At 63.4% G+C, this 20,722-nt stretch carries 16 protein-coding genes; 11 read left to right on the forward strand and 5 right to left on the reverse strand.

Annotation, left to right across the window (positions count from 1 at the left end):
- Nucleotides 1–131 precede the first annotated feature (131 nt).
- Entirely contained in the window at nucleotides 132–995 is an 864-nt protein-coding gene (locus BUS12_RS20800; protein WP_253190171.1) for a class II aldolase/adducin family protein, read from the forward strand.
- A 12-nt stretch (nucleotides 996–1,007) separates the two neighbouring features.
- On the opposite strand, the gene BUS12_RS20805 is transcribed toward BUS12_RS20800, so the two are convergent.
- Both BUS12_RS20805 and BUS12_RS20810 read right to left on the reverse strand, forming a co-directional pair.
- A complete protein-coding gene (locus BUS12_RS20805; protein WP_083640531.1) occupies nucleotides 1,008–2,006 on the reverse strand; it encodes a LysR substrate-binding domain-containing protein in 999 nt (332 codons plus the stop codon).
- 31 nt (nucleotides 2,007–2,037) lie between these two features.
- Complete coding sequence (locus BUS12_RS20810; RefSeq protein WP_253190172.1) at nucleotides 2,038–3,330, reverse strand: MFS transporter; 1,293 nt, start codon at nucleotides 3,328–3,330, stop codon at nucleotides 2,038–2,040.
- Between the two features lie 351 nt (nucleotides 3,331–3,681).
- On the opposite strand from BUS12_RS20810, the gene BUS12_RS20815 reads away from it, so the two are divergent.
- Genes BUS12_RS20815 through BUS12_RS20835 form a run of 5 tightly spaced genes read left to right on the forward strand, consistent with a single transcriptional unit; the run spans nucleotide 3,682 to nucleotide 8,319 of the window.
- Nucleotides 3,682–4,521 carry an ABC transporter ATP-binding protein gene (locus tag BUS12_RS20815; protein ID WP_074298883.1) on the forward strand — a complete coding sequence of 280 codons (840 nt, stop codon included), beginning with the start codon at nucleotides 3,682–3,684 and terminating at the stop codon, nucleotides 4,519–4,521.
- Nucleotides 4,518–5,336 carry an ABC transporter permease gene (locus BUS12_RS20820; protein ID WP_074298885.1) on the forward strand — a complete coding sequence of 273 codons (819 nt, stop codon included), beginning with the start codon at nucleotides 4,518–4,520 and terminating at the stop codon, nucleotides 5,334–5,336. The genes BUS12_RS20815 and BUS12_RS20820 overlap by 4 nt, the downstream gene beginning before the upstream one ends.
- Nucleotides 5,318–6,358 (forward strand): ABC transporter substrate-binding protein, encoded by a 1,041-nt coding sequence (locus BUS12_RS20825; protein ID WP_253190173.1) that lies wholly within the window; start codon nucleotides 5,318–5,320, stop codon nucleotides 6,356–6,358. The genes BUS12_RS20820 and BUS12_RS20825 overlap by 19 nt, the downstream gene beginning before the upstream one ends.
- Entirely contained in the window at nucleotides 6,355–7,635 is a 1,281-nt protein-coding gene (locus tag BUS12_RS20830) for an amidase (RefSeq protein WP_074298887.1), read from the forward strand. Before BUS12_RS20825 ends, BUS12_RS20830 begins: the two co-directional genes overlap by 4 nt.
- A 3-nt stretch (nucleotides 7,636–7,638) precedes the next feature.
- The gene (locus BUS12_RS20835; protein WP_074298888.1) at nucleotides 7,639–8,319 is read left to right on the forward strand and encodes a GntR family transcriptional regulator; all 681 of its coding nucleotides are present in this window, start codon (nucleotides 7,639–7,641) and stop codon (nucleotides 8,317–8,319) included.
- Nucleotides 8,320–8,453: 134 nt separating this feature from the next.
- Here BUS12_RS20835 and BUS12_RS20840 read toward each other — a convergent pair whose 3' ends face one another.
- Together BUS12_RS20840 and BUS12_RS20845 are read right to left on the reverse strand one after the other, a co-directional pair.
- Complete coding sequence (locus BUS12_RS20840) at nucleotides 8,454–10,628, reverse strand: malate synthase G (protein WP_074298890.1); 2,175 nt, start codon at nucleotides 10,626–10,628, stop codon at nucleotides 8,454–8,456.
- A 79-nt stretch (nucleotides 10,629–10,707) separates the two neighbouring features.
- The gene (locus BUS12_RS20845; protein ID WP_074298893.1) at nucleotides 10,708–11,112 is read right to left on the reverse strand and encodes a heme-binding protein; all 405 of its coding nucleotides are present in this window, start codon (nucleotides 11,110–11,112) and stop codon (nucleotides 10,708–10,710) included.
- A 455-nt stretch (nucleotides 11,113–11,567) separates the two neighbouring features.
- On the opposite strand from BUS12_RS20845, the gene BUS12_RS20850 reads away from it, so the two are divergent.
- Both BUS12_RS20850 and BUS12_RS20855 read left to right on the forward strand, forming a co-directional pair.
- On the forward strand, nucleotides 11,568–12,161 hold the full coding sequence (locus BUS12_RS20850; RefSeq protein WP_171991692.1) for a cytochrome b: 594 nt from the start codon (nucleotides 11,568–11,570) through the stop codon (nucleotides 12,159–12,161).
- A gap of 74 nt (nucleotides 12,162–12,235) precedes the next feature.
- Nucleotides 12,236–13,105: an MOSC domain-containing protein gene (locus BUS12_RS20855; RefSeq protein ID WP_074298895.1), complete on the forward strand. Its 870-nt coding sequence runs from the start codon at nucleotides 12,236–12,238 to the stop codon at nucleotides 13,103–13,105.
- A 666-nt stretch (nucleotides 13,106–13,771) separates the two neighbouring features.
- Here the strand turns inward: BUS12_RS20855 and BUS12_RS20860 are convergent.
- The gene (locus BUS12_RS20860; RefSeq protein ID WP_074298897.1) at nucleotides 13,772–15,169 is read right to left on the reverse strand and encodes an MFS transporter; all 1,398 of its coding nucleotides are present in this window, start codon (nucleotides 15,167–15,169) and stop codon (nucleotides 13,772–13,774) included.
- Between the two features lie 1,170 nt (nucleotides 15,170–16,339).
- On the opposite strand from BUS12_RS20860, the gene BUS12_RS20865 reads away from it, so the two are divergent.
- From BUS12_RS20865 to BUS12_RS20875, 3 genes are all read left to right on the forward strand, one after another.
- Nucleotides 16,340–17,008, forward strand: a complete 669-nt coding sequence (locus tag BUS12_RS20865) for an HAD family hydrolase (RefSeq protein WP_074298900.1) — start codon at nucleotides 16,340–16,342, stop codon at nucleotides 17,006–17,008.
- 113 nt (nucleotides 17,009–17,121) lie between these two features.
- Nucleotides 17,122–19,506, forward strand: a complete 2,385-nt coding sequence (locus tag BUS12_RS20870; RefSeq protein WP_074298903.1) for a phosphoketolase family protein — start codon at nucleotides 17,122–17,124, stop codon at nucleotides 19,504–19,506.
- A gap of 4 nt (nucleotides 19,507–19,510) precedes the next feature.
- Nucleotides 19,511–20,722, forward strand: coding sequence for an acetate/propionate family kinase (locus tag BUS12_RS20875; protein ID WP_074298905.1), 1,212 nt, complete (start codon nucleotides 19,511–19,513; stop codon nucleotides 20,720–20,722).

Genomic DNA, 20,722 nt, shown 5'->3' on the forward strand with positions numbered 1-20,722 from the left:
TTAGTGTACCGGTACGGCACAGGCGGTTGACGAACCTTTGCGAAAGCGACCCGTTACGCAAAACAGTTGTGCGTAAAAGGGTCTACGTCATTTGCTGTGAGCGCAAGAAGCAATCCTGTGAGAAATCGTCGATGGACCGTGTCCCCGGCACGGAAGAAAATCAAGGCTCGATCAGCACGAAGGAGCGTGTCATGGGCCATGCGGAAGTCCGCGAGTTGCAGATTCCCAAACCGATCGGCGGACGTTTGCCGGTGCCGCCGGTATTCGCAAGCTTCGACGCAGAACGCCAGCATCGCAAACTCAAACTTGCTGCGGCGTTTCGCCTCTTCGCGCGCTTCGGGCTTGCCGAGGGCATAGCAGGACATATCACGGTGCGCGATCCGGAGTTTCACGACCGGTTCTGGGTCAATCCGTACGCACAGCATTTTTCCTCGATTCACCCCGACGATCTCGTGTGCATCGACGAGGATGCCAACATCTATCATGGGAGCGCGCCGGTCAACGCCGCGGCGGCAGCGATTCATTGCGGGATCCACGGCGCGAATCCCGATGTCGTTGCCGCGGCGCATACGCATACGACCTTCGGCCGCGCCTTCTCGGCGCGCCCGAGGTTGCTGGCGCCACTCAATCAGGAGGCTTGTCTCTTCTATGACGATCACGTGCTGTTTCGCGGCGACGTCGTCGTGCTCGCCACAGAAGAGGGCCGCCGGATTGCCGAGACCATGGGCACAAAACGCGCCGCCGTGTTGCTCAATCATGGCCTGCTGACGGTCGGTTCATCGGTCGACGCCGCGGCATACCGCTTCATCGCCATGGAGCGTTGCTGCCAGGTGCAGCTACTGGCCGAGGCGGCCGGCCCGATCGAGCCGTTATCCGATGAGGCAGCGAGGACGACGCGCGCGCAACTCGGCTCGGACTATGTCGCGTGGCTGAACTTCCAGGGGCTTTATCAACAACTCCTGCGCGACAGCCCCGATCTGCGCGAACTCGCCTGAAACCGCGCGTGCTCAGTTCGGCGCAAGCGTCGCTTCGACGGCTGCCGTGTGGTCGCGGCGGCAGCCGTCGCGATAGTCGCGAACGGCTGCGCTCAGCCATCGATCGAAGCGTTGAAGCGGCTCCCAGTCGCGTTTTTGCTCCGGAAACGAGTAGTAGACGGTCTCCGGATTCGGAATCGAGTGAGGGTGCACCTGAATCAGCGCGCCGTTCTGCAACTCCCGTTCGATCAGGATGCGCGGAAGCAGGGCCACACCCAGTCCGGAAATCGCCGCGTTGATGGCCATGATGAACATGTCGTAGTGCTGGTTCGACGTGCTGGGTTCGATGACCTTCGAACAGGCTGTCTCGGACCAGGCAAGCCACGCGCGCGGAAGATCGCGGGTGTGGATCCACGGCAGCGCGCTAATTCCTTCCGCGCTTAAGCCGTCGCGCCGACCGATCAACGCGGGTGCACAGACCGCCAGAATCCTGTCGTCGTTGACGAGCGGCTGTCCCGGCATCGCGGGCCACAGGCTCTGCGCAAAATAGATCGCGGCGTCGAAGCTGGAATTGTCGAAGAAGGTGGGCTGGTCGCGGCCCATGATGTGCAACTGCAGATCCGGATTGAGTTCGTAGAAGTCGTGCAGGCGCGGAATCAGCCATTGCGAGGCGAACGTCACACCGACGGCCAGCTGGATTTTGACTTCGCTTTGCTGGCGGACCAGTTCGAGCGTATCGCGGCGAATCTGGTCGAGATGGACGCGAATCCGCCGTGCGTACTCCGCACCCGCCGCAGACAGTACCAGCCGCTGGCGCACCCGCTCGAACAGCGTGATGCCCAGATGCGCCTCGAGTTCGTTGACCTTCTTGCAGACGGCGCCATGCGTCTGCGACAGTTCGACAGCGGCTTTCGAAAAACTTTCATGTCGCGCCGCTGCTTCGAAAGCCTGCAGGGCGCTGAGACTGGGGACACCGCGGCGCATCGATAATCCTGGCTGGCGAAAGGAAATGGCAATGGATGCGTCGATCATAGCCCTTCGTACGAGGCGGCGCTGGCGGCGCTCATTCGCTGGCGAGTCGAGGCGGGCTGACCGCGCGCCAACGGGTCTCGAGCAGGAAGACCACGATCGACGCGAGCACCATCGTCGCTGCAATGCCGATAAACGCGAGCACGAAGGTGCCGGTTGCATCCTTCACCCAGCCAATAAAATAAGGCAGCAAAAATCCCGACGACACCCCGATACTCGTGATCAACGCGATGCCGGCCGCTGCGGCACGATCGGTGAGGATGCGGCTCGGCAACTGCCAGAAGGTCGTGATGCTGCAAAAGCACGCTGAGGCGCCGATCGAGAGCGCGACGATCGACTGGTAGGGGGACTTCAGCAGCAGGGCGACCGAAAGCGCGGCCGCGCACACCAGCAGCGGGCCCGCCACGTGCCAGGCGCCGACGTTGTGGCGGCTGACCAGACGGCCCCAGATCAGCGTCGCGATGACGGCAACGCCGAATGGAACCGCTGTGATGAGCCCGATATCCGTGAGGCTGTAAGTCACGCCAAAAGTATGTTCAAACGTCTTGACCACTTGCGGCAGGAAATAGAGCAAACCGATGATGCCGGCATTGGTGCCGAAATAGACGGTACCGAGCGCCCAGACCTTCGGATTGCCAAGCGCTCGCCATGCGCTGGCCGGTGAGGTGACGGCCGCTGCCTGAGCCTGTTCGACTGCGAGTGCGGCGGCGATTTCAGCCTTTTCCGTCGCAGACAGCCAGCGCGCGCGGGAAGGGCTGTCCGCCATCCAGAACCAGGCGACCACGCCGAGGACGAGCGCGGGCACGCCCTCCAGCAGGATCATCGCGCGCCAGCCGGTCACGCCGAACACATTCGCATGCGCCATCAGCCATGTAGAAACGGGTGCGCCTAGCACGCCGGTAAGAGGGATAGCCGTCACGAACAGCGACATCATCCAGACGCGATTGCGCGCGGGCATCCACAGCGTGAGGTAGTACACCATGCCCGGAAACAGCCCCGCCTCGAACGCGCCAAGACAGAAGCGGGCGATATAGAGCCAGCGTGAGTCGGGAACGAAGCTGGTCAGCGAAGACAGCAGACCCCAGCTCAACAGGATGCGCGCCATCCAGCGCCGCGCGCCGAACCGATGCATGCACAGGTTGCTCGGGACTTCGAACAGGATGTAGCCAAGAAAAAACAGGCTTGCCGCGAAACCGTATTGCGCCGCCGTCATGTGGAGCTCGGCGTTCATGGTCAGCGCGGCATAGCCGATGTTGGCGCGATCAAGCTGGTTCGCGATGTACATCACGATCATGAGTGGGGCGAGCCGCCAGGCGATCCGTTTCATCAACCGATCGGAAATCGCGGGTTTGAGCGCGCCAATGTCCATGGTTCCCCCAGATTTACGCGTTACGGAATGCTCTCGCAGTCGATTAAGCGCTCTGGCCGTGTGGACGACAATGGACGAAAAATATTGACTTTGTGAGCAAACGTCACAGCTTGAGGCCGGGGCCCGAGCGGGGTTCGCTTCGCGCGCGGCGCTGCGCGTTATGTAAAGGGATGCGCGCTCGGGAGGGCCTGCGGATTTTTTATGGCGAGTTGTGAAGCGTTTTTTTTTCGCTCACTGTGCATTGTGCACAATGCATTGGCGGCACTGTGCCATTTCCTGGGTATGCCAATGAACACATCGAACACAGTGATGTCACAGGGAGTCGAACGGACCGCTTCGGCAGACGATCTCAAGCCGGGCGCGCGCTTGACGGTTGCGGGGCTGAACCATGGCTTCGAGACAGACGACGGTGTGCGAACGACCCTCTTCGCCGGGCTGAATTTCAGCGTCGGCGCAGGGGAGATCGTGTCCATCGTCGGTCGCAGCGGCGCGGGCAAAAGCACGCTGTTCAACCTGATCTCGGGCTTGCTCAGTCCGCAGGCCGGCCGCATCGAAGTAGGCCGCCGCAGCGACGGCGCAGCGGGCCGCATCGCCTACATGCTGCAGAAAGACCTGCTGATGCCGTGGCGCTCGGTGCTGCACAACGCGTTGCTAGGCATCGAGCTCTACAGGAAGGTGACGCGCGCCGATGTCGAGCGCGCCCGCGACATGCTGGCACGCTATGGCCTCGCGCCGGTAATCGACGCCTATCCGCATGCGTTGTCCGGCGGCATGCGGCAGCGGGTTGCACTGACGCGTACGTTGCTCGTCGATCCCACGCTGGTGCTGCTCGACGAACCGTTCTCGGCACTCGACTACGAGACGCGCCTCGCGCTCGAGGACGACGTGATGCTGTTGCGTGAAAGTACCGGGACGAGTGTCGTACTGGTCACGCACGATATCGAAGAGGCGATCGCGATGAGCGATTGCGTGATGCTGCTCGGCGGCCGCCCGGCTCGCATCGAAGACAGGGTGGAGGTCAGGCTTTCCACGCAAGGTCCCCGCAATGCCGTATCGGCGCGCGAGGCGCCGGAATTCCGTACCTTGCATAAACGGATCTGGGACGGTCTGCGCAGCAATAGCATCCACCATGCCGGAGCCTCGACATGAGCGACGCGGTTTTCCCGGCAGTCTCGCCGCAGCGGAGTGCTCGCGTGCGGCGTTTGCAAGGCAGGGCGGCGACGGGTGCGGTCGTTACCCTGATCACGGTGGCGCTGGTCGTTCTCTGGCAGGTGGCGGCCGGACGCGCGTGGATCAACGGCCAGTTGTTCGGCTCGCCGTTGGGCATCTACAAGGCTGCGGCCGTAGGGCTGACGCAGGGCAACCTGGTGACGGATACCTTGACGACCTTGTACGAGACCGTACTCGGCCTCGTGATCGGCAGCGGACTGGGGATCGGATTCGGTCTGCTGCTCTGGTTCGTGCCGCGCGTGGCCGGTGTGACCGAAGGGTTCGCGGTGATACTGAACAGTATTCCCAAGATTGCGCTCGGCCCGCTGATCGTCATCTGGTTCGGTTCGGACATGACGTCGAAAGTCTGGCTCGCCGGCATTTCCACTTTCGCAGTGGCGATGATCTCGTCCTGCGCGGCGGCGAAGGAGGTCGACCGCGACCTGTTGAATCTGTTTCTTTCGTTCAAGGCCAAGCCCGGCATGATCTTTCGCAAGCTGATCGTACCAGGCGCGCTGCCATGGATCTTCTCCACGCTGCGCGTCAACATCGGCTTCGCGTTGATCGGCGCCGTCGTGGGTGAATATATCGCCTCCCAATCCGGGCTGGGTCACGAAGTGTTCGTTGCCGGCTCGCTCTTCGACCTCAATACGGTCTGGCTCGGCATCATGATTCTGACGTTGATGGCGACACTGCTGACCGGAATCGTTCAACTCGCGGAAAGCCGGATCATTTCATGGAAAACCAAACGATGAATCAGCCGCTCACCTCCCTGCAAGGCCAGGCGTCGCACCACAGGTTTCTCGCCAGCCGGTTCGTGCAGGCTTGCGCCGCCGGCATCCTGCTCGCGACCGCAGCGACCCGGTCTGCGTGGGCGGCGCCGGAGAAGGTGGTCGTCTACCAGGCGTTCCAGTCGATCCAGTATCTGCCGCTCTATGTTGCAATCGATAAAGGCCTGTTCGCGCAAAACGGTCTCGACGTGCAGAAGGTGACAGCGGGCAGCGGCGCGCAGGGCGTTGCCGCGGTGATCGGCGGACACGCCGATTTTTCGCTGCAGGATCCGATGACCGCCGTGCTGGCCAATCTGAAGGGCGCCACGCTCGTCAACGTGGCGAACGTCGTCTCGGGCGTACCGGTGTGGATCGTGACGCCGCCCGATTCCGGGCTCAAGAGCCAGGCCGATCTGGCGGGCAAGACCGTGTCGGCGGCGCTGCCCCCGTCTACCAGCACGTATCTGCTGCAGCGCCTGATCAAGCAGGAGAATATTGCCGGCGTGAATCTGAATACGGTGCAGATCGGCACCGAGCTGGCGCCGGTCGCCGCGGGCCGTGCAGTGGCCGCCGCGCTTTATGAGCCGCAAGCCGACCAGGGCATCGCATCCGGCTACAAGATTCTCTATGCGTTTCCCAAGAGCTATCCCGGCGGCTACGCCTTCTCGACGATGGATACGCTGGCGTCGACCATCAAGTCGCGGCCCGCGATGGTGGCGGCGTTCGTGAAGTCCGTCGCGCAGGCCGAAGCGCTGATCCAGCAGTCGCCGGATACCGCCAAGGCCGTGGCCGTCGCGGAGTTTCCCACCCTCGACAGGAAAATCGTCGAGACCGCAGTGGGCCGTTTGATCGACCAGAAGATCTACGCCACGACGCCCGATATTTCCGAGCAGGCGTTTCGCAATGCGCTGGACCTTCAGGAGTATGTCGGCAATATCAAGCCGGGCAGCGTGACGTACAACAGCGCGGTAGACGATTCCTTTGCCAACAAGGCCAGCGCGAAATGAGCGAGACAACCGCTTCACTCGTGGCCGACCTGATCGCGAGCCGTGGCGATGAGACGATCTGCCGTGCGCGGCTCGAAGCCGCCCAGACACGGGCGCACGACTGCGAGCCGTGGTTAAAGGCCTTCGTCTACCGGCCCGACACCTTTGAGACCCGGGACGCGGTGAGCCGGCCGCTGGCGGGTTTGCCGATCGGCGTCAAGGATCTGATCGCGACGCACGACATGCCCACGACCTATGGTTCGCCCATTTACGCGGGCTTCAGGCCTGCTGAAGACGCGTGGATCGTCGAACGGATACGGCACTTCGGCGGCGTCGTGTTCGGCAAGACCGTGACGACCGAGTTTGCATGGCGTGAACCGGGGCCGACCGTCAATCCGTGGAACCGGCTTCATACCCCCGGCGGCTCTTCGAGCGGATCGGCGGCGGCGGTCGGGGCCGGCATCCTGCCGCTGGCGGTCGGCACCCAGACGGTGGGTTCCGTGATCCGGCCCGCGGCGTTCTGCGGCGTGGTCGGCTATAAGCCCACGCATGGCAGGATACCTTCGGCCGGCGTGAATCCGCTGGCGCCTTCTCTCGATCATGTCGGCTTCTTTGCCCGGACCGTGGAGGGCGCGGCACTCTGTCATGCGCTGTTCGTCGACGCGAAGCCCGAGGCGATCGCGGATCTCGATGCATGGGGCGCGTACTTTCCGGTGCGGCGTCCGCAAAAGCTGGGCGTGGTTCGCACGCCTTTCTGGGACCGTGTGACGGGCGAACAGAAGACCAATTTCGACGCGACGCTCATGCGCCTCGCGGCCGCCGGCGCGACGCTCGTGGAACTCGATCCGTTCGACGACATGCCGTCTATCCTCGACGCGTTGCAAACTATCCTGCAGGTCGAAGCGGCGCGCGCCATCGGACCTGTAGCGGCGGAGCACCCCGACAGGATCAGCCGGCACATGTCGGTGCTGACGGCGGCGGGCGCGGCGCTTGCGCCCGCGAAGTACGACGCGGCGTTGGCGTTGCAAGCTCGACTGCGCGGCGAATTCGACGGCTTCATCGACGGCTGCGATGCGCTCGTGACCGTACCGGCGGTGGGGCAGGCGCCCGAGGGGCTGGCCGACACCGGGGACGCCACTTTCTGCGCGCCGTGGAGTTTTCTCGGTGTGCCTGCTGTCACGGTGCCGTCGGGTCAATCGCAAGGCGGACTGCCGTTAGGCTTCCAGGTGGTCGGTCGACATGACGGCGATCTGCTGACCCTGCAAACAGCGGCATGGATCGAGGCCGCATTGAGGTAGGCGTTGACCAGACTCTATCGGACCGCTCAGCAATATGTGCTGAGCACGCTCAGGGCGGAAATCCTGCAAGGCCTGTATCCGGCCAACACGCACCTGCGTCAGGAGGAAGTGGCGAAGCGTCTTCATGTCAGCACGACCCCGGTACGAGAGGCGTTTCGAGACTTGCGGGCTGAAGGGCTCGTCTCGATTGACCCGAACAAGGGTGTCGAGACGCGAGGTCTAACGCTGGTTGACGTGACCGGTATCTATGAACTGCGCGTGATGCTCGAGCCGATGCTGGCGCAGCGCGCATGCCCGCATACCACGACCGACGATCTCAACGCCGCCAAAGGCAGTCACGCGGCGATGGTGGCGACCGCTTCTCCGGAACAGTGGTCGTTGCTGAACGAAACGTTCCACGAACATCTCGTGAAGAGCCAGGTGCATACGCGATTGTTCGACATCGTGGAGTCGCTTTCGCATGCGGCCCGCCCGTACGTGAGTCTTTCGATGCACGTCGATCAGGATCTCATGGCGTCCAACAACCGCGAGCATGCAGCGCTGCTGCGTGCCTACGAAGCGCGCGATATCGAAGCGGTCTATGCGCAGACCCGTAGCCACCTGGAAAATACCCGCGACGCGGTAGTCGGATATGTGGACCAACGGCTGGCCGCCGATAGCCGGCTTCAGATGAAATCCGGCTGACTATTGACCGACTGGCACTGACGGTCTGCGGACGGAAAAAACGAAACAGGGATTTGCTGCTTCCGTCCGATGGACTCGACTCGCGGGCCACGTGCCGCCCGCGAGTCGCTCCTTCAGACGGTCGGGATTCCGTATCAGGCGGAAGCCTTCACCTCAAGCCGGAACTTGTGCAGCAACGGTTCCGTATAGCCGCTCGGCTGCTCGCGTCCTTCGAACACGAGCGCCTGCGCCGCCTTGAACGCGATCGTGTCGAAGCCCGGGGACATGGGCTGGTAGTGCGGATCGCCCGCGTTCTGCTCGTCGACCACCTTGGCCATGCGCTTAAAGGTTTCTTCGACCAGTTCGCGCGTCACCACGCCGTGATACAGCCAGTTCGCGATGTGCTGGCTGGAAATGCGCAGCGTCGCGCGGTCTTCCATCAGGCCGACGTTGTGAATATCCGGCACCTTCGAGCAACCGACGCCCTGATCGACCCAACGCACCACATAACCGAGAATGCCTTGCGCGTTGTTCTCGACTTCCTGGCGGATTTCGTCGTCGTTCCACTTGGCGGCTTCGACCACGGGAATGGTCAGCAGACCGTCCAGCAATTCACTGCGCACGCTGGCCAGATCGATCTTTTCCAGTTCCTGTTGCACGGCCTGCACGTCCACCTGGTGATAGTGCAGCGCGTGCAGCGTCGCCGCGGTCGGCGAGGGCACCCATGCCGTATTGGCGCCGGCCTTCGGATGAGCGATCTTCTGCTCCAGCATGGCATGCATCAGATCCGGCATGGCCCACATGCCCTTGCCGATCTGCGCGCGGCCACGCAAGCCCGCCGCGAGACCTTCCAGCACGTTGCTGCGCTCGTAAGCGCCGATCCACGCGGTCGACTTCATGTCGCCCTTGCGCAGCATCGGACCCGCCTGCATGGCGGTGTGCATCTCGTCGCCGGTGCGGTCGAGGAAGCCGGTATTGATGAACGCAACCCGCTCCGACGCTTCGGCGATACACGCGGCGAGGTTGACGCTGGTGCGGCGCTCCTCGTCCATGATGCCCATCTTGATGGTGTTGCGCTCGAGGCCGAGCAGATCTTCGACGCGCGCGAACAGTTCGCTCGCAAACGCGACTTCCGCCGGGCCGTGCATCTTCGGCTTCACGATATAGACCGAGCCGGTGCGCGAATTCAGATGATGCTTGCGGTCGTGCAGCGCGCACAACGTGGTGATCACCGCGTCGAGAATGCCTTCCGGAATCTCCTCGCCATCCTTCGTCAGCACCGCCGGATTGGTCATCAGATGACCGACGTTGCGGATGAACAGCAGCGAGCGGCCATGCAGCACGACCGGCGCGGTGCCGTTCGCGGCGGTATACACGCGATCCGCATTCAGCCGGCGCGTGAAGGTCTTGCCGTTCTTCGTGACCTCTTCGGTCAGATCGCCGGTCATCAGGCCGAGCCAGTTGCGGTAAAGCTGGACCTTGTCGTCCGCATCGACGGCCGCGACCGAGTCTTCGCAGTCGATGATCGTGCTCACCGCCGCTTCCATCAGCACGTCCTTGACGTGCGCGGCGTCGGTCTTGCCGATCGAATCGTCGGCGTCGATCTGGATTTCGAAGTGCAGGCCGTTGTGCTTCAGCAGCACGGCCGAGGGCGCGTCAGGTTCGCCCTGATAGCCGATGAATTGCGCCGCTGTCTTCAGCGCGGTCGCGCCGTTCTTCAGCTTCACCACCAGCTCGCCGCCTTCGACGCTGTAGCGCGTGGCGTCGACATGCGAGCCGCTGGCGAGCGGCGCGGCTTCGTCGAGGAAAGCACGGGCACGGGCAATCACGCGCGCGCCGCGCAGCGGATTGAAGCCGCGTTGCTTCTCCGCGCCATCGGTCTCGGGAATCGCATCGGTGCCGTACAGCGCGTCGTACAGGCTACCCCAGCGCGCATTGGCGGCGTTCAGGGCATAGCGCTGGTTCGACAGCGGCACGACGAGCTGCGGGCCGGCCTGCTCGGCGATCTCGCGGTCCACGTGGTCGGTCGTGGCCTTGACGCGGGCGGGCACCGGTACGAGATAGCCGATGCTTTCGAGGAAGCTGCGGTAAGCGGGCAGGTCGCGCACCGGGCCCGGATGGGCGCGGTGCCACTGATCGAGCTCGGTTTGCAGGCGGTCGCGCTCGGCCAGCAGGGCGCGGTTCTTCGGGGCGAGGTCGTGCACCAGCGCGTCGAACCCCGCCCAGAAGGCGGCGCTGTCTACGCCGGTACCCGGCAGGGCTTCCTGTTCGACAAACTGGTCGAGATTCGCGGCTACCTGCAGTCCGCTTCGCTTGGTCATCTGAGTCATGGACTGCTCCATCTGATTGGGCTGGGCCGGTGTGGGGCCACCGGCCTGTTCCTGCATGCTGCCTGGCTTCTTGCTTGACTTAACCGTTCAGGGCGGTGGCACCCGCCTTGGCGATTTGGGCATCCTGATCCGCCTTGACGCCGGACACACCCACTGCGCCGACCACCTGGCCGCCGACGATCACCGGCACGCCGCCTTCGAGCGTGCCCTGGAGCGGGGCGCTCAGGAAGGCCGTGCGGCCGCCGTTGATCATGTCTTCGTAGACCTTCGATTCGCGCCGGCCGAGTGCCGCGGTGCGGGCCTTCTCGGTGGCGATGTAGGCGCCGACCGGCGCGCAGCCGTCGAGACGCAGCAGGCTCAACAGATGGCCGCCGTCGTCGGTCACGGCGATTGTCACGGCCCATTGGTTCTTTTCGGCCTCGGCGCGCGCAGCGTCGAGAATCTGCGTCGTCTCGGCAACGGTCAAAACGGATTTCGTCAGCATAATGAATGTCCTGTTTGGATTAGGGTACGGATTCTTTCAGGCGTTGTGGTCGGTCGGTATTGCTGCCCGCCCATCTGAGGGCCATCAGTTGGGCGTTCCGACGAGAGCCGGTGGCTTCGCGGCAGTGCAGCGCTCCGGAATTTTACGTCCAAGCGCCTGGGGACGTAACCGCCGAAATAAACGCCCGCTCTGCAGCAGTGTCCCGAACGACGCTGTTCGCCGCTTCGATGGCCCCTCAATGGCGGTGGGATGGCTTCGCGATGGCATCCCAATGGCGCCGCGATGGCACGCGGGTTGCATGCCGATCGCATGCCGGTCGCACAGGCGTAGCATGGAGGAATCGTGCCGCCGTGCCGGTAATGGCGCGTAACGCACCGCACGCGGGCCGCTTGCTCACGGGCCTTATTTCCATGTCACGCTTTTTCTCATCCGCGTTCGATCGAAAGGCTCTCACCATGTCCCGTCCCTCGCCAACGTCTTCCGCCGCGGGCGCCGCCATGCCGTCGGCCCGCCTGACCTACAGCCTCACGCTGCGGGTGCTGCACTGGCTGACCGCGCTATGCATGTTCGTCGTGATTCCGCTCGCCTGGTACATGACCGGGCTCGACCGTCACGATCCCATGCAGGAAAACTGGTTCAACCTGCACAAGTCGATTGGCCTGACGGTATTGCTGCTGACGCTGATCCGCGTGGTTACGCGACTGTCGGGCACCGCGCCGCCTCTGCCCGCCGCCATCCCGGCCTTCGAGCAGACGCTCGCGCACATCGGCCACGGCCTGCTGTATCTGATCCTGTTCGCCATGCCGATCAGCGGCTATATCAACTCCTACGCGGGCGGTCATCCGGTCAACTGGTTCTGGCTGTTCCAGGTGCCCTCGGTGGTGCCGCTGGACAAGGCGCTCGGCCATCTCGGCGGGCGCGTGCATGGACTGCTCGCCTGGCTCACGTATGCATTGATCGCCGGGCACGTGCTCGCCGTGATCTACCATCAGTTGATCCAGCGCGTCGACGTGCTGGGCCGCATGACCGGCCGCGCGGCGAAGCGTTGATATTGACCACGCCCAACGCAGCCGGCAACTCGCACTACAATCGGTCTCTACGCGTTTAAAAGAATCTTCCCACCATGCCAGCTGTCAGCAGTCTTTACGTCTATCCGATCAAATCGTGCGCGGGCATTGCGTTGCACGAAGCGCGGTTGCTCGACACCGGTCTGGAATACGACCGTAACTGGATGGTGGTCGACCCGAGCGGGCTCATGTTGACGCAGCGCAGCCATGCGCGCCTCGCGCTCATCGGCGTCGCGCTGGGCCAGGGCGAACTGATCGTCACGGCGCCCGGCATGCCTGAGCTGCGCACGCCGCTCGCGGTGACGGCGCTCGAGCGGCCCGCGCTGATCGAAACGCGGGTGTGGCGCGACACCATGTCGGCCTTCGACACCGGTCCGCAGACCGAGGCCTGGTTTTCCGCGTTCCTCGGCGTGCCGGCGCGGCTGGTGCGCTTCGACCCGGCGGTGCGGCGCGTGGTCGATCCGGTGTGGACGGGCGATCTCGCGGCGATCACCCAGTTCGCGGACGGGTTCCCCTTGCTGGTGGCCGGCGAGGCCTCGCTGGCCGATCTGAACCGGCGGCTGACCGCCAAAGGCGCGCCGCCGATTCCGATGAACCGTTTCCGGCCCAACCTGGTGTTCACCGGTCTTGAGGCGTACGACGAAGACTATGTGGAAAGTCTCACCATCTGGGTGGGCGACGAAACGGCGCAGTTGCACCTCGTCAAGCCGTGCGCGCGCTGTCCGATTCCCACCATCGACCAGGCAAGCGGCGCGCCCGATCCGCACTGGCCGAACGAACCGCTCGATACGATGAGCACCTACCGTGGCAATGCGCGGCTCGACGGCGCGCTGACCTTCGGCCAGAACGCGATCGTGTCGTCCGGCTTCGGCGCGGTGCTGGCGCTCGGCCAGCAGATCGACGCCGAACTGGGCTTCGGCGACTAGCGCGCGCATCCCCGCAGCGGCGCGCTCCGCTGTTACGTGCACGGTGATCTGACGATCACCGTTGCAAGACGTCAACCGAGCCGCAACAGCAGGCCGAAAAGCTCCAGCGCGATGGCGAGTGCCACGATCGTAACCGGCAGCGTCAGGACGATGACCCACAAGGTTCGGCGCGATGCCGGGGACGGCCTGGACCCGCTCGACGCGTGCCCTGTGCTCGCCGCGGTCTCGCTCCGGGGCACCGCGTTTGCTGCTCCGCTTTCACGTTCCGTCATCGCCGCGTGTCCGTTGGTTGTGGTAGTGGCCTCGCAGGGATTATGCATCGCATCGTTGCTTGCCGCAGGTTGATCGGCAAGGGCAAGGACGTCAGGCAATGCGGCGCGCGAGCTTAAGGTCCCTTTAAGACGGAGCGGATACATTGAACGCTATCCGCCGGGCGCTGGACGCAGCGCCCAACGGCATCCGCAGCACCCGCAGTGTCACGCAATACCCGCAGTACCCTCGCAGTACCCTGTTTGCCACGTCCAGTTGCCCCTTGCCTTTGCAGCGGGGTAACCTTTGCAGGCCCGGCCCGTCGCCGGGCCTTTCTTTTTTTGCGCGCGTGGATCGCCATTCGCCCGAGGGGCTGCAGCGACAAACCGGTGCCCCGTTCAGGCGCCGGCGTATGGATCAATGGCTGATGGTTTCGAGCGACAGTCCGCGTGTCGACGGTCCGAGCAGGATCATGCCAATGCCGACCAGCATCGATACCCCGATGAACGCCGCCACCCCCGGCACGCCGTAGCCATGCAACAGAATGCCGATCGCCAGTCCCGCAAACGCGGCGGAGATCCGGCTCCACGAATAGACAAAGCCGATTGCCCGGGCCCGCACCCGGGTCGGAAACAGCTCGGCCTGGTAGCCGTGATAGGCATAGGACATGATGTTCGCGGCCAGTGTGAACAGCACCCCCAGCACGATCAGCAACCACGGCGCGGACGCCTGGGAGAACACCGCGATGACCACGGCCATCGTAATCAGTCCGCCGCAGATCTGCGTCTTGCGCTCCAGCTTGTCGGCGAACCACACGCCCAGCAGCGGCCCGAACGGATTGGCAATGGCAATCACGAAGGCATACCCGAGGCTCGCCGTCACGTGGATGCCGCGATGGATCAGGAGCGTCGGCACCCAGGCGGCGAAGCCGTAGAAGCCGATCACCTGGGCCATGTTGAAGATCGACAGGATGATCGTGCGGGTCCGGTAGCGCGGCCCGAAAATCTCCTTGTACGAACCGGTGCCCGCCTGTTCGGGCGAGACCGGCTGCGGGGCCGGCAAGACCACGCCTTTCTCGGCGGCGACCCGGCGTTCGATATCGGCGACGATGCGCTCGGCTTCCTCGATGCGGCCGTGCCGCGCGAGCCAGCGCGGGCTCTCCGGAATCTTGCGGCGCAGGATCCAGACGATCACCGCGCCCACCGAGCCGATCAGGATCACCACCCGCCAGTATTCGAGACCGAGCGGCTGGGTGCCCTTTAACGCGTAGGCAAGGAACGCGACGACCGGCACCACCGAGAAGGTGATGAACTGGTTGACCGCATACGCACGGCCCCGCTCGCCGCTCGGGATCAGCTCGGAGATATAGGTGTCGATGGTGACCAGCTCGACGCCGATACCGATGCCCGCGACAAGGCGCCAGATATCGAGCGCGAAGCCCGAGGTCTGGAAGGCCATGATGATCGTGCAGACCATGTACCAGATCAGCGACCACGTGAACACGACGCGCCGCCCGAAGCGGTCCGCCACGAAGCCGAACGCCACCGTGCCGATCCACAGGCCCGCGAAGGTGGCAAACACAAAGGTACCGAAGCCGGCCACCGCGAGCGGCTGCAGCGCTGCAAAAAAGCCCAGCGACTCAGGCTTGAACAGCCCCGATTCGACCATGCCGGGTGCGACGTAGCCGGTGAAGAACAGGTCGTAGAACTCGAACACGCCGCCCAGCGAGATCAGGATCACCATGATCCAGACGGTGCGTGAGGGGGGCAACCGGTCAAACCGGGCAGCGATTTCAGCCGCCTTCTGAGTGGACATGTACGCCTCTTGTTTTAGACATTCTGGAAGGTTGACCGCCGGGCATGTGGCCCGTTGCGTTGGCGGCAATTTCGCACGACGCCGCGTGCGTTCGCAATGCGGACGAATACGGAGACCGGCTTGCCCCGCTGGATTCGCACGCTGCGAAATGTCAATGAAACGAAAATGACTCGGTAAATATTCGACAAGACGCGGATTTGAGTTCGAATAGCATCCTGCAATAAGACCTGGGCGACTCAATGATGCGTCATGACCATCTGGGCGCCGTCGTCCACGCGTTCGGCGCAGGGCACAGCCTGAATGTGCTGCGCGATTCGGGCGTGCGGGTCGACGCCGGACCCCGGATGTCAGCTAAACCGTTTGTGCCCTGACTCACTCATTGCATAAAGGGACGAATTGATTATTTGGTAAGCCGAATGCAGGAAAGCAATTGTGCTTGGTCATTGATTTTTTTCAGGTTAAATTTAAGCCGCTTTCTGGAACGTTCTCCACCGAACGTTTGGGCCCGTGCATCAGAGCGGGCTTTTTTTTGCCTGATGCAGCGGGTCGGCCGAGGTTCGCAGCCGTGCCGCCCGTACGACAAAATAGAGTCCGCTGCCGACATCAGGTATTAAATACCGCTTAATCGGACCGCCACCATTTAATTTATTCTGAACAATTGCGGCTTTCATTTCCGTGGATGGCAATGAAATGGAGTTGACGTCGTTTTATCGCTTTCAGTCTGCTGCCGATGCGGGTAACCTGAAGTGGCGGAGGCGTCAAACCATGGATTCCCCGGTCCGATTGATGCCGCCGTGTAGCAAGTGAATTGCGCGCGCCCATGCAGGTCCCGGGAGCGCGCATCTTTTTGTCGCCGCGCGTCGAACGCCGTCATGGCGTCGACTCCACCGCATATCGTTCACCATCAAGCGGATTCGCAACGGCATTGCCCGAGATCAGCTAAGTTCGGATAACTGAACACTTGACGGGCAAGCGACGAATCAGGCAGTTCCACGAGACGCCACCAGTCCGGCGCCGCCGCCGTCGACTTCAGCGACACCTGCGTCTCAGCGCGCGTATGATCAATACCGGCTAAACCGCTTCGCCCAAGCCCACGGTATGGCCGCCCGACGGCGCGAACCGCGCACGGCGGCCGTACTCATCACTCTCGCCTGTGGAGGAACTTACCGTATGAGCGCGCCTGAAGAAGTCGTATTCCTGCTCGATGTCGACAACACGTTGCTGAACAACGATGCCGTGGTCGCGGATCTGCGCGCCCATCTGAACGAAGAGTTCGGGGCGAGCAGCGACCGGTACTGGGAAATCTTCGAAACGCTGCGTAGCGAACTGGGCTACGCCGATTACCTCGGAGCCTTGCAACGCTACCGGCTGGAGCGTCAGTGCGACACCCGGCTGATGCTGATGTCGTCGTTCCTGATCGACTATCCGTTCCCGAGCCGCCTGTACCCCAACGCGCTGGCGACGCTCGCGCGGCTGCGCACGCTTGGCCCGACGGTGATCCTGTCCGACGGCGACGTGGTGTTCCAGCCCCGCAAGATCAAGCAGTCGGGACTCTGGGACGCCGTGGAAGGGCGCGTACTGATCTACATCCACAAGGAGCAGATGCTCGACGAGGTCGTGCAACGCTATCCGGCTCGCCGCTACGTGATGATCGACGACAAGCTGCGGATCCTCGCCGCGATGAAACAGAGCTGGAAAGAGCGGCTGATTACCGTCTTTCCACGCCAGGGGCATTACGCGCTGGACACGGCCAATCTCGTCGCCTACCCGCCGGCCGACATCACGATCGAGCATATCGGCGATCTGGCCAGCATGGATCTCGCGGTGTTTTCCGCCTAAGTCTCGCCCGCTGCGAACCTTGCCGTCGCACGCTTGTCACACCCCGGACGGACAGTGGAATGCTCTGATGCACACCCCACGTGAACAGGCAGTCCATACCATGGAGTGACCCGATGGCCGAGATCAACACCCAGAACCCGGTGCTGGATGCCGAAACGTTGCGCAAGATGGACCGCTACTGGAACGCGTGCAATTACCTCGCGGCCGGCATGATCTACCTGCGCGACAATCCGCTTTTGCGCGAACCGCTCAAGCCGGAACACATCAAACGGCGCCTGCTCGGGCACTGGGGCTCGGATCCCGGTCAGAGCTTCCTGCTGGTTCACCTGAACCGCCTGATCCGCAAACTCGACCTGAACGTCGTGTATATCGCCGGTCCTGGCCATGGCGCGCCGGCCACGCTGGCGAGCAGCTATCTTGAAGGCCATTACTCGGAGATCTATCCGGACCGCAGCGAAGACGAAGCCGGCATGCGGCGCTTTTTCCGCCAGTTTTCGTTTCCTGGCGGGATCGGCTCGCATTGCACGCCCGAGACGCCCGGTTCGATTCACGAAGGCGGCGAACTCGGCTACAGCCTCTCGCACGGCTACGGCGCAGCGTTCGACAACCCGGATCTCATCGTCACCGTGATGGTGGGCGACGGCGAGGCGGAAACGGGACCGCTCGCCACTTCATGGCATTCGAACAAATTCCTCAATCCGATCCGCGACGGCGCCGTGTTGCCGGTGCTGCATCTGAACGGCTACAAGATCGCCAATCCGACCATCCTCGCGCGCATTCCGCATGAGGAACTGGAAGCGTTGCTGACGGGCTACGGACACAAGCCGTATTTCGTCGAAGGCGACGAACCGGAAGCGATGCATCAGAAGATGGCCGCCACGCTCGAACACTGCATCGGCGAAATCCGCGCCATCCAGCAGCAGGCGCGCGCAAGCGGCCGTGCCGAACGGCCGCGCTGGCCGATGATCGTGCTGCGCTCGCCCAAGGGCTGGACCGGTCCGAAGGAAGTGGACGGACACCGCGTAGAGGGTTCGTGGCGTGCGCACCAGGTGCCGATTCCCGATCCCGCCACCAACGAGAAAAACCTGAAAGTGCTCGAAGGCTGGCTGCGGCGCTATCGTCCGGAAGACCTGTTCGACGAACACGGCCGGCTGGTGGCCGAGCTGCGCGAACTCGCGCCCAGCGGCTCGCGCCGCATCAGCGCCAATCCGCATGCGAACGGCGGACTGCTGTGCAAGGCGCTCGATATGCCCGAGTTTCGCGAGTACGGTGTCGACGCCGGCGCGCCCGGTTCGACCTATGTGTCGCCCACGGATGTGCTCGGCAAGTTTCTCTGCGAAGTCATGCGGCGCAATATGAGCGACTTTCGTGTGTTCGGGCCGGACGAGACGGCCAGCAACCGGCTGACGGCGATCTACGAGGCTTCGGAGAAAACCTGGCTGGCCGACTTCGAGCCCAGCGACGAGGACGGCGGCGAGCTGTCGGTGGACGGCCGCGTCATGGAAATGCTCAGCGAGCACACGCTCGAAGGATGGTTCGAGGGCTACGTGCTGACGGGACGGCATGGGCTATTCGCCACCTATGAAGCATTCGTGCACGTAATCGACTCGATGTTCAACCAGCACGCCAAATGGCTGGAAAAGGCGAAGCTCGAGTTGAGATGGCGGCAACCGGTGCCGTCCATCAACCTGCTGATTACGTCGCTGGTCTGGCGTCAGGATCACAACGGCTTTACGCACCAGGACCCGGGCTTTCTCGACGTCGTCACCAACAAAAGCCCGAACGTGGTGCGCATCTATCTGCCGCCCGACGCCAATTGCCTCTTGAGCGTGGCCGACCATTGCCTGCGTTCGCGCGATTACGTCAACGTGATCGTCGCCGACAAGCAGCCGCATTTGCAGTACCTCGACATGGCCGCGGCGGTCACGCATTGCACGAAGGGCATCGGCATCTGGGACTGGGCCTCCACCGATCAGGGCGCCGAGCCGGACGTGGTGATGGCCTGCGCGGGCGACATCCCGACCATGGAATCGCTGGCGGCGGTGCAGATTCTGCGGGAGAAGTTTCCCAGCCTGAAGATCCGCTTCGTCAACGTGGTCGACCTGTTCCGGTTGATGCCCGATACCGAGCATCCGCACGGCCTGTCGGACCGCGATTTCGATTCGCTGTTCACGCGCGACAAGCCGGTCATCTTCAACTTCCACTCGTATTCGTCGCTGGTGCACAAGCTCACCTACCGCCGCGCCAATCACGACAACCTGCACGTGCACGGCTATCACGAGAAGGGCAACATCAACACGCCGCTCGAACTGGCCATCATCAACCAGGTGGATCGCTTTTCGCTGGCTATCGACGCGATCGACCGCGTGCCGGGCCTGCGCGGTGTCGGCGACCACGCCAAGGAGTGGCTGCGCGACCAGATCATCGAGCATGTCGCGTATGCGCATGCCGAGGGGATCGACAGGGAAGAGATCCGCAACTGGACCTGGACGGGGTAGGGCGATGACGCAGACGCAGACGAATCCGGCGACGATCCTCGTGCTGAACAGCGGCTCGTCGTCGCTCAAGTTCGGCCTCTTCAAGGCGGGCCATGCCGCTGCGGCGGGCGGCGGCGTAGCGGCTTCTCACGAAGCGGACGAAGCCGTTCAGGATGACGAATCGCTTTTGCTGAAAGGCAGCGCCGAGGGCATTGGCCGGCCGGACGGTAGTCTGAAGATTCAGGCTGCGGACGGCACCGTTCTGCTTCAGGCGGACCATGTGCTGGAGTCGCAAACCGACGCCTTGCAGAAGCTCGCCGGCGTGCTGGCGGAGCGCGGCCACACCCGGCCGGCCGCGGTCGGGCATCGGGTGGTGCATGGCGGGCCACATCTGCGCGAGCATCAGCTTCTCACGCCCGGGGTCATGCAGCATCTGCGCGACGCGGTGCATTTTGCGCCGCTGCATATTCCCCCGGCGCTGGCGCTGATCGATCAGGCCACGCAGATTTTCGGCGACGCCCGGCATTACGCCTGTTTCGATACGGCCTTCCATTGCACGATGCCGCCGGTCGCTACGCAGCTTGCGTTGCCGCGCCGCTATGCGGAGTCCGGTGTGATTCGCTACGGTTTTCATGGTTTGTCGTACGAATCATTGGTGCGGCGTCTCGGCAAGGCGTTGCCCGCCCGCGCCGTGTTTGCGCATCTGGGCAATGGCTCGAGCGTGTGTGCGCTGCGCGATGGACGTTCCATCGATACCTCGATGGGGCTCACGCCGACCGGCGGCCTACCCATGGCCACCCGCAGCGGCGATCTCGACCCCGGCGTGCTGCTGTACCTGATGCGTACCGAGCAGCCCAGCGCGGAGCGGCTCGAAACATTGCTGAATCGCGAGAGCGGCCTTGCCGGTTTTACTGCGGGCGAGGGCGACATGCAGGCGCTGGAGAAACGCAGCGCGGCAGGCGATCAGGATGCCGAACTGGCGATCGACGCGTTTGCGACGGCGGTGCGTAAATATGTGGGCGCCTATGCAGCGCTGCTGGGCGGCATCGATCTGCTGGTGTTTGCGGGAGGCATTGGCGAACACAGTGCCGAAGTGCGGCGGCGTGTCTGCGCGGGTCTCGAGTTCATGGGGCTGAAGGCCGACGATCCCGCCGGCAAGGTGCGCGTGCTGCACACCGAAGAAGAGCGGCAGATTGCGCGCCATTGCCGGACGTTGATGGGGCAAGCGGCGGGCTAG

It is taken from the genome of Paraburkholderia phenazinium (genome assembly GCF_900142845.1).
Taxonomy (GTDB): Bacteria; Pseudomonadota; Gammaproteobacteria; order Burkholderiales; family Burkholderiaceae; genus Paraburkholderia; species Paraburkholderia phenazinium_A.

Coding starts and splice junctions, on each gene's coding strand:
- BUS12_RS20845 (WP_074298893.1), bottom strand. CDS start 11,112: ATGCTGACGAAATCCGTTTTGACCGTTGCCGAGACGACGCAGATTCTC.
- BUS12_RS20800 (WP_253190171.1), top strand. CDS start 132: ATGGACCGTGTCCCCGGCACGGAAGAAAATCAAGGCTCGATCAGCACG.
- BUS12_RS20830 (WP_074298887.1), top strand. CDS start 6,355: ATGAGCGAGACAACCGCTTCACTCGTGGCCGACCTGATCGCGAGCCGT.
- BUS12_RS20815 (WP_074298883.1), top strand. CDS start 3,682: ATGTCACAGGGAGTCGAACGGACCGCTTCGGCAGACGATCTCAAGCCG.
- BUS12_RS20865 (WP_074298900.1), top strand. CDS start 16,340: ATGAGCGCGCCTGAAGAAGTCGTATTCCTGCTCGATGTCGACAACACG.
- BUS12_RS20840 (WP_074298890.1), bottom strand. CDS start 10,628: ATGACTCAGATGACCAAGCGAAGCGGACTGCAGGTAGCCGCGAATCTC.
- BUS12_RS20805 (WP_083640531.1), bottom strand. CDS start 2,006: ATGATCGACGCATCCATTGCCATTTCCTTTCGCCAGCCAGGATTATCG.
- BUS12_RS20825 (WP_253190173.1), top strand. CDS start 5,318: ATGGAAAACCAAACGATGAATCAGCCGCTCACCTCCCTGCAAGGCCAG.
- BUS12_RS20875 (WP_074298905.1), top strand. CDS start 19,511: ATGACGCAGACGCAGACGAATCCGGCGACGATCCTCGTGCTGAACAGC.
- BUS12_RS20850 (WP_171991692.1), top strand. CDS start 11,568: ATGTCCCGTCCCTCGCCAACGTCTTCCGCCGCGGGCGCCGCCATGCCG.
- BUS12_RS20810 (WP_253190172.1), bottom strand. CDS start 3,330: ATGAAACGGATCGCCTGGCGGCTCGCCCCACTCATGATCGTGATGTAC.
- BUS12_RS20860 (WP_074298897.1), bottom strand. CDS start 15,169: ATGTCCACTCAGAAGGCGGCTGAAATCGCTGCCCGGTTTGACCGGTTG.
- BUS12_RS20855 (WP_074298895.1), top strand. CDS start 12,236: ATGCCAGCTGTCAGCAGTCTTTACGTCTATCCGATCAAATCGTGCGCG.
- BUS12_RS20820 (WP_074298885.1), top strand. CDS start 4,518: ATGAGCGACGCGGTTTTCCCGGCAGTCTCGCCGCAGCGGAGTGCTCGC.
- BUS12_RS20870 (WP_074298903.1), top strand. CDS start 17,122: ATGGCCGAGATCAACACCCAGAACCCGGTGCTGGATGCCGAAACGTTG.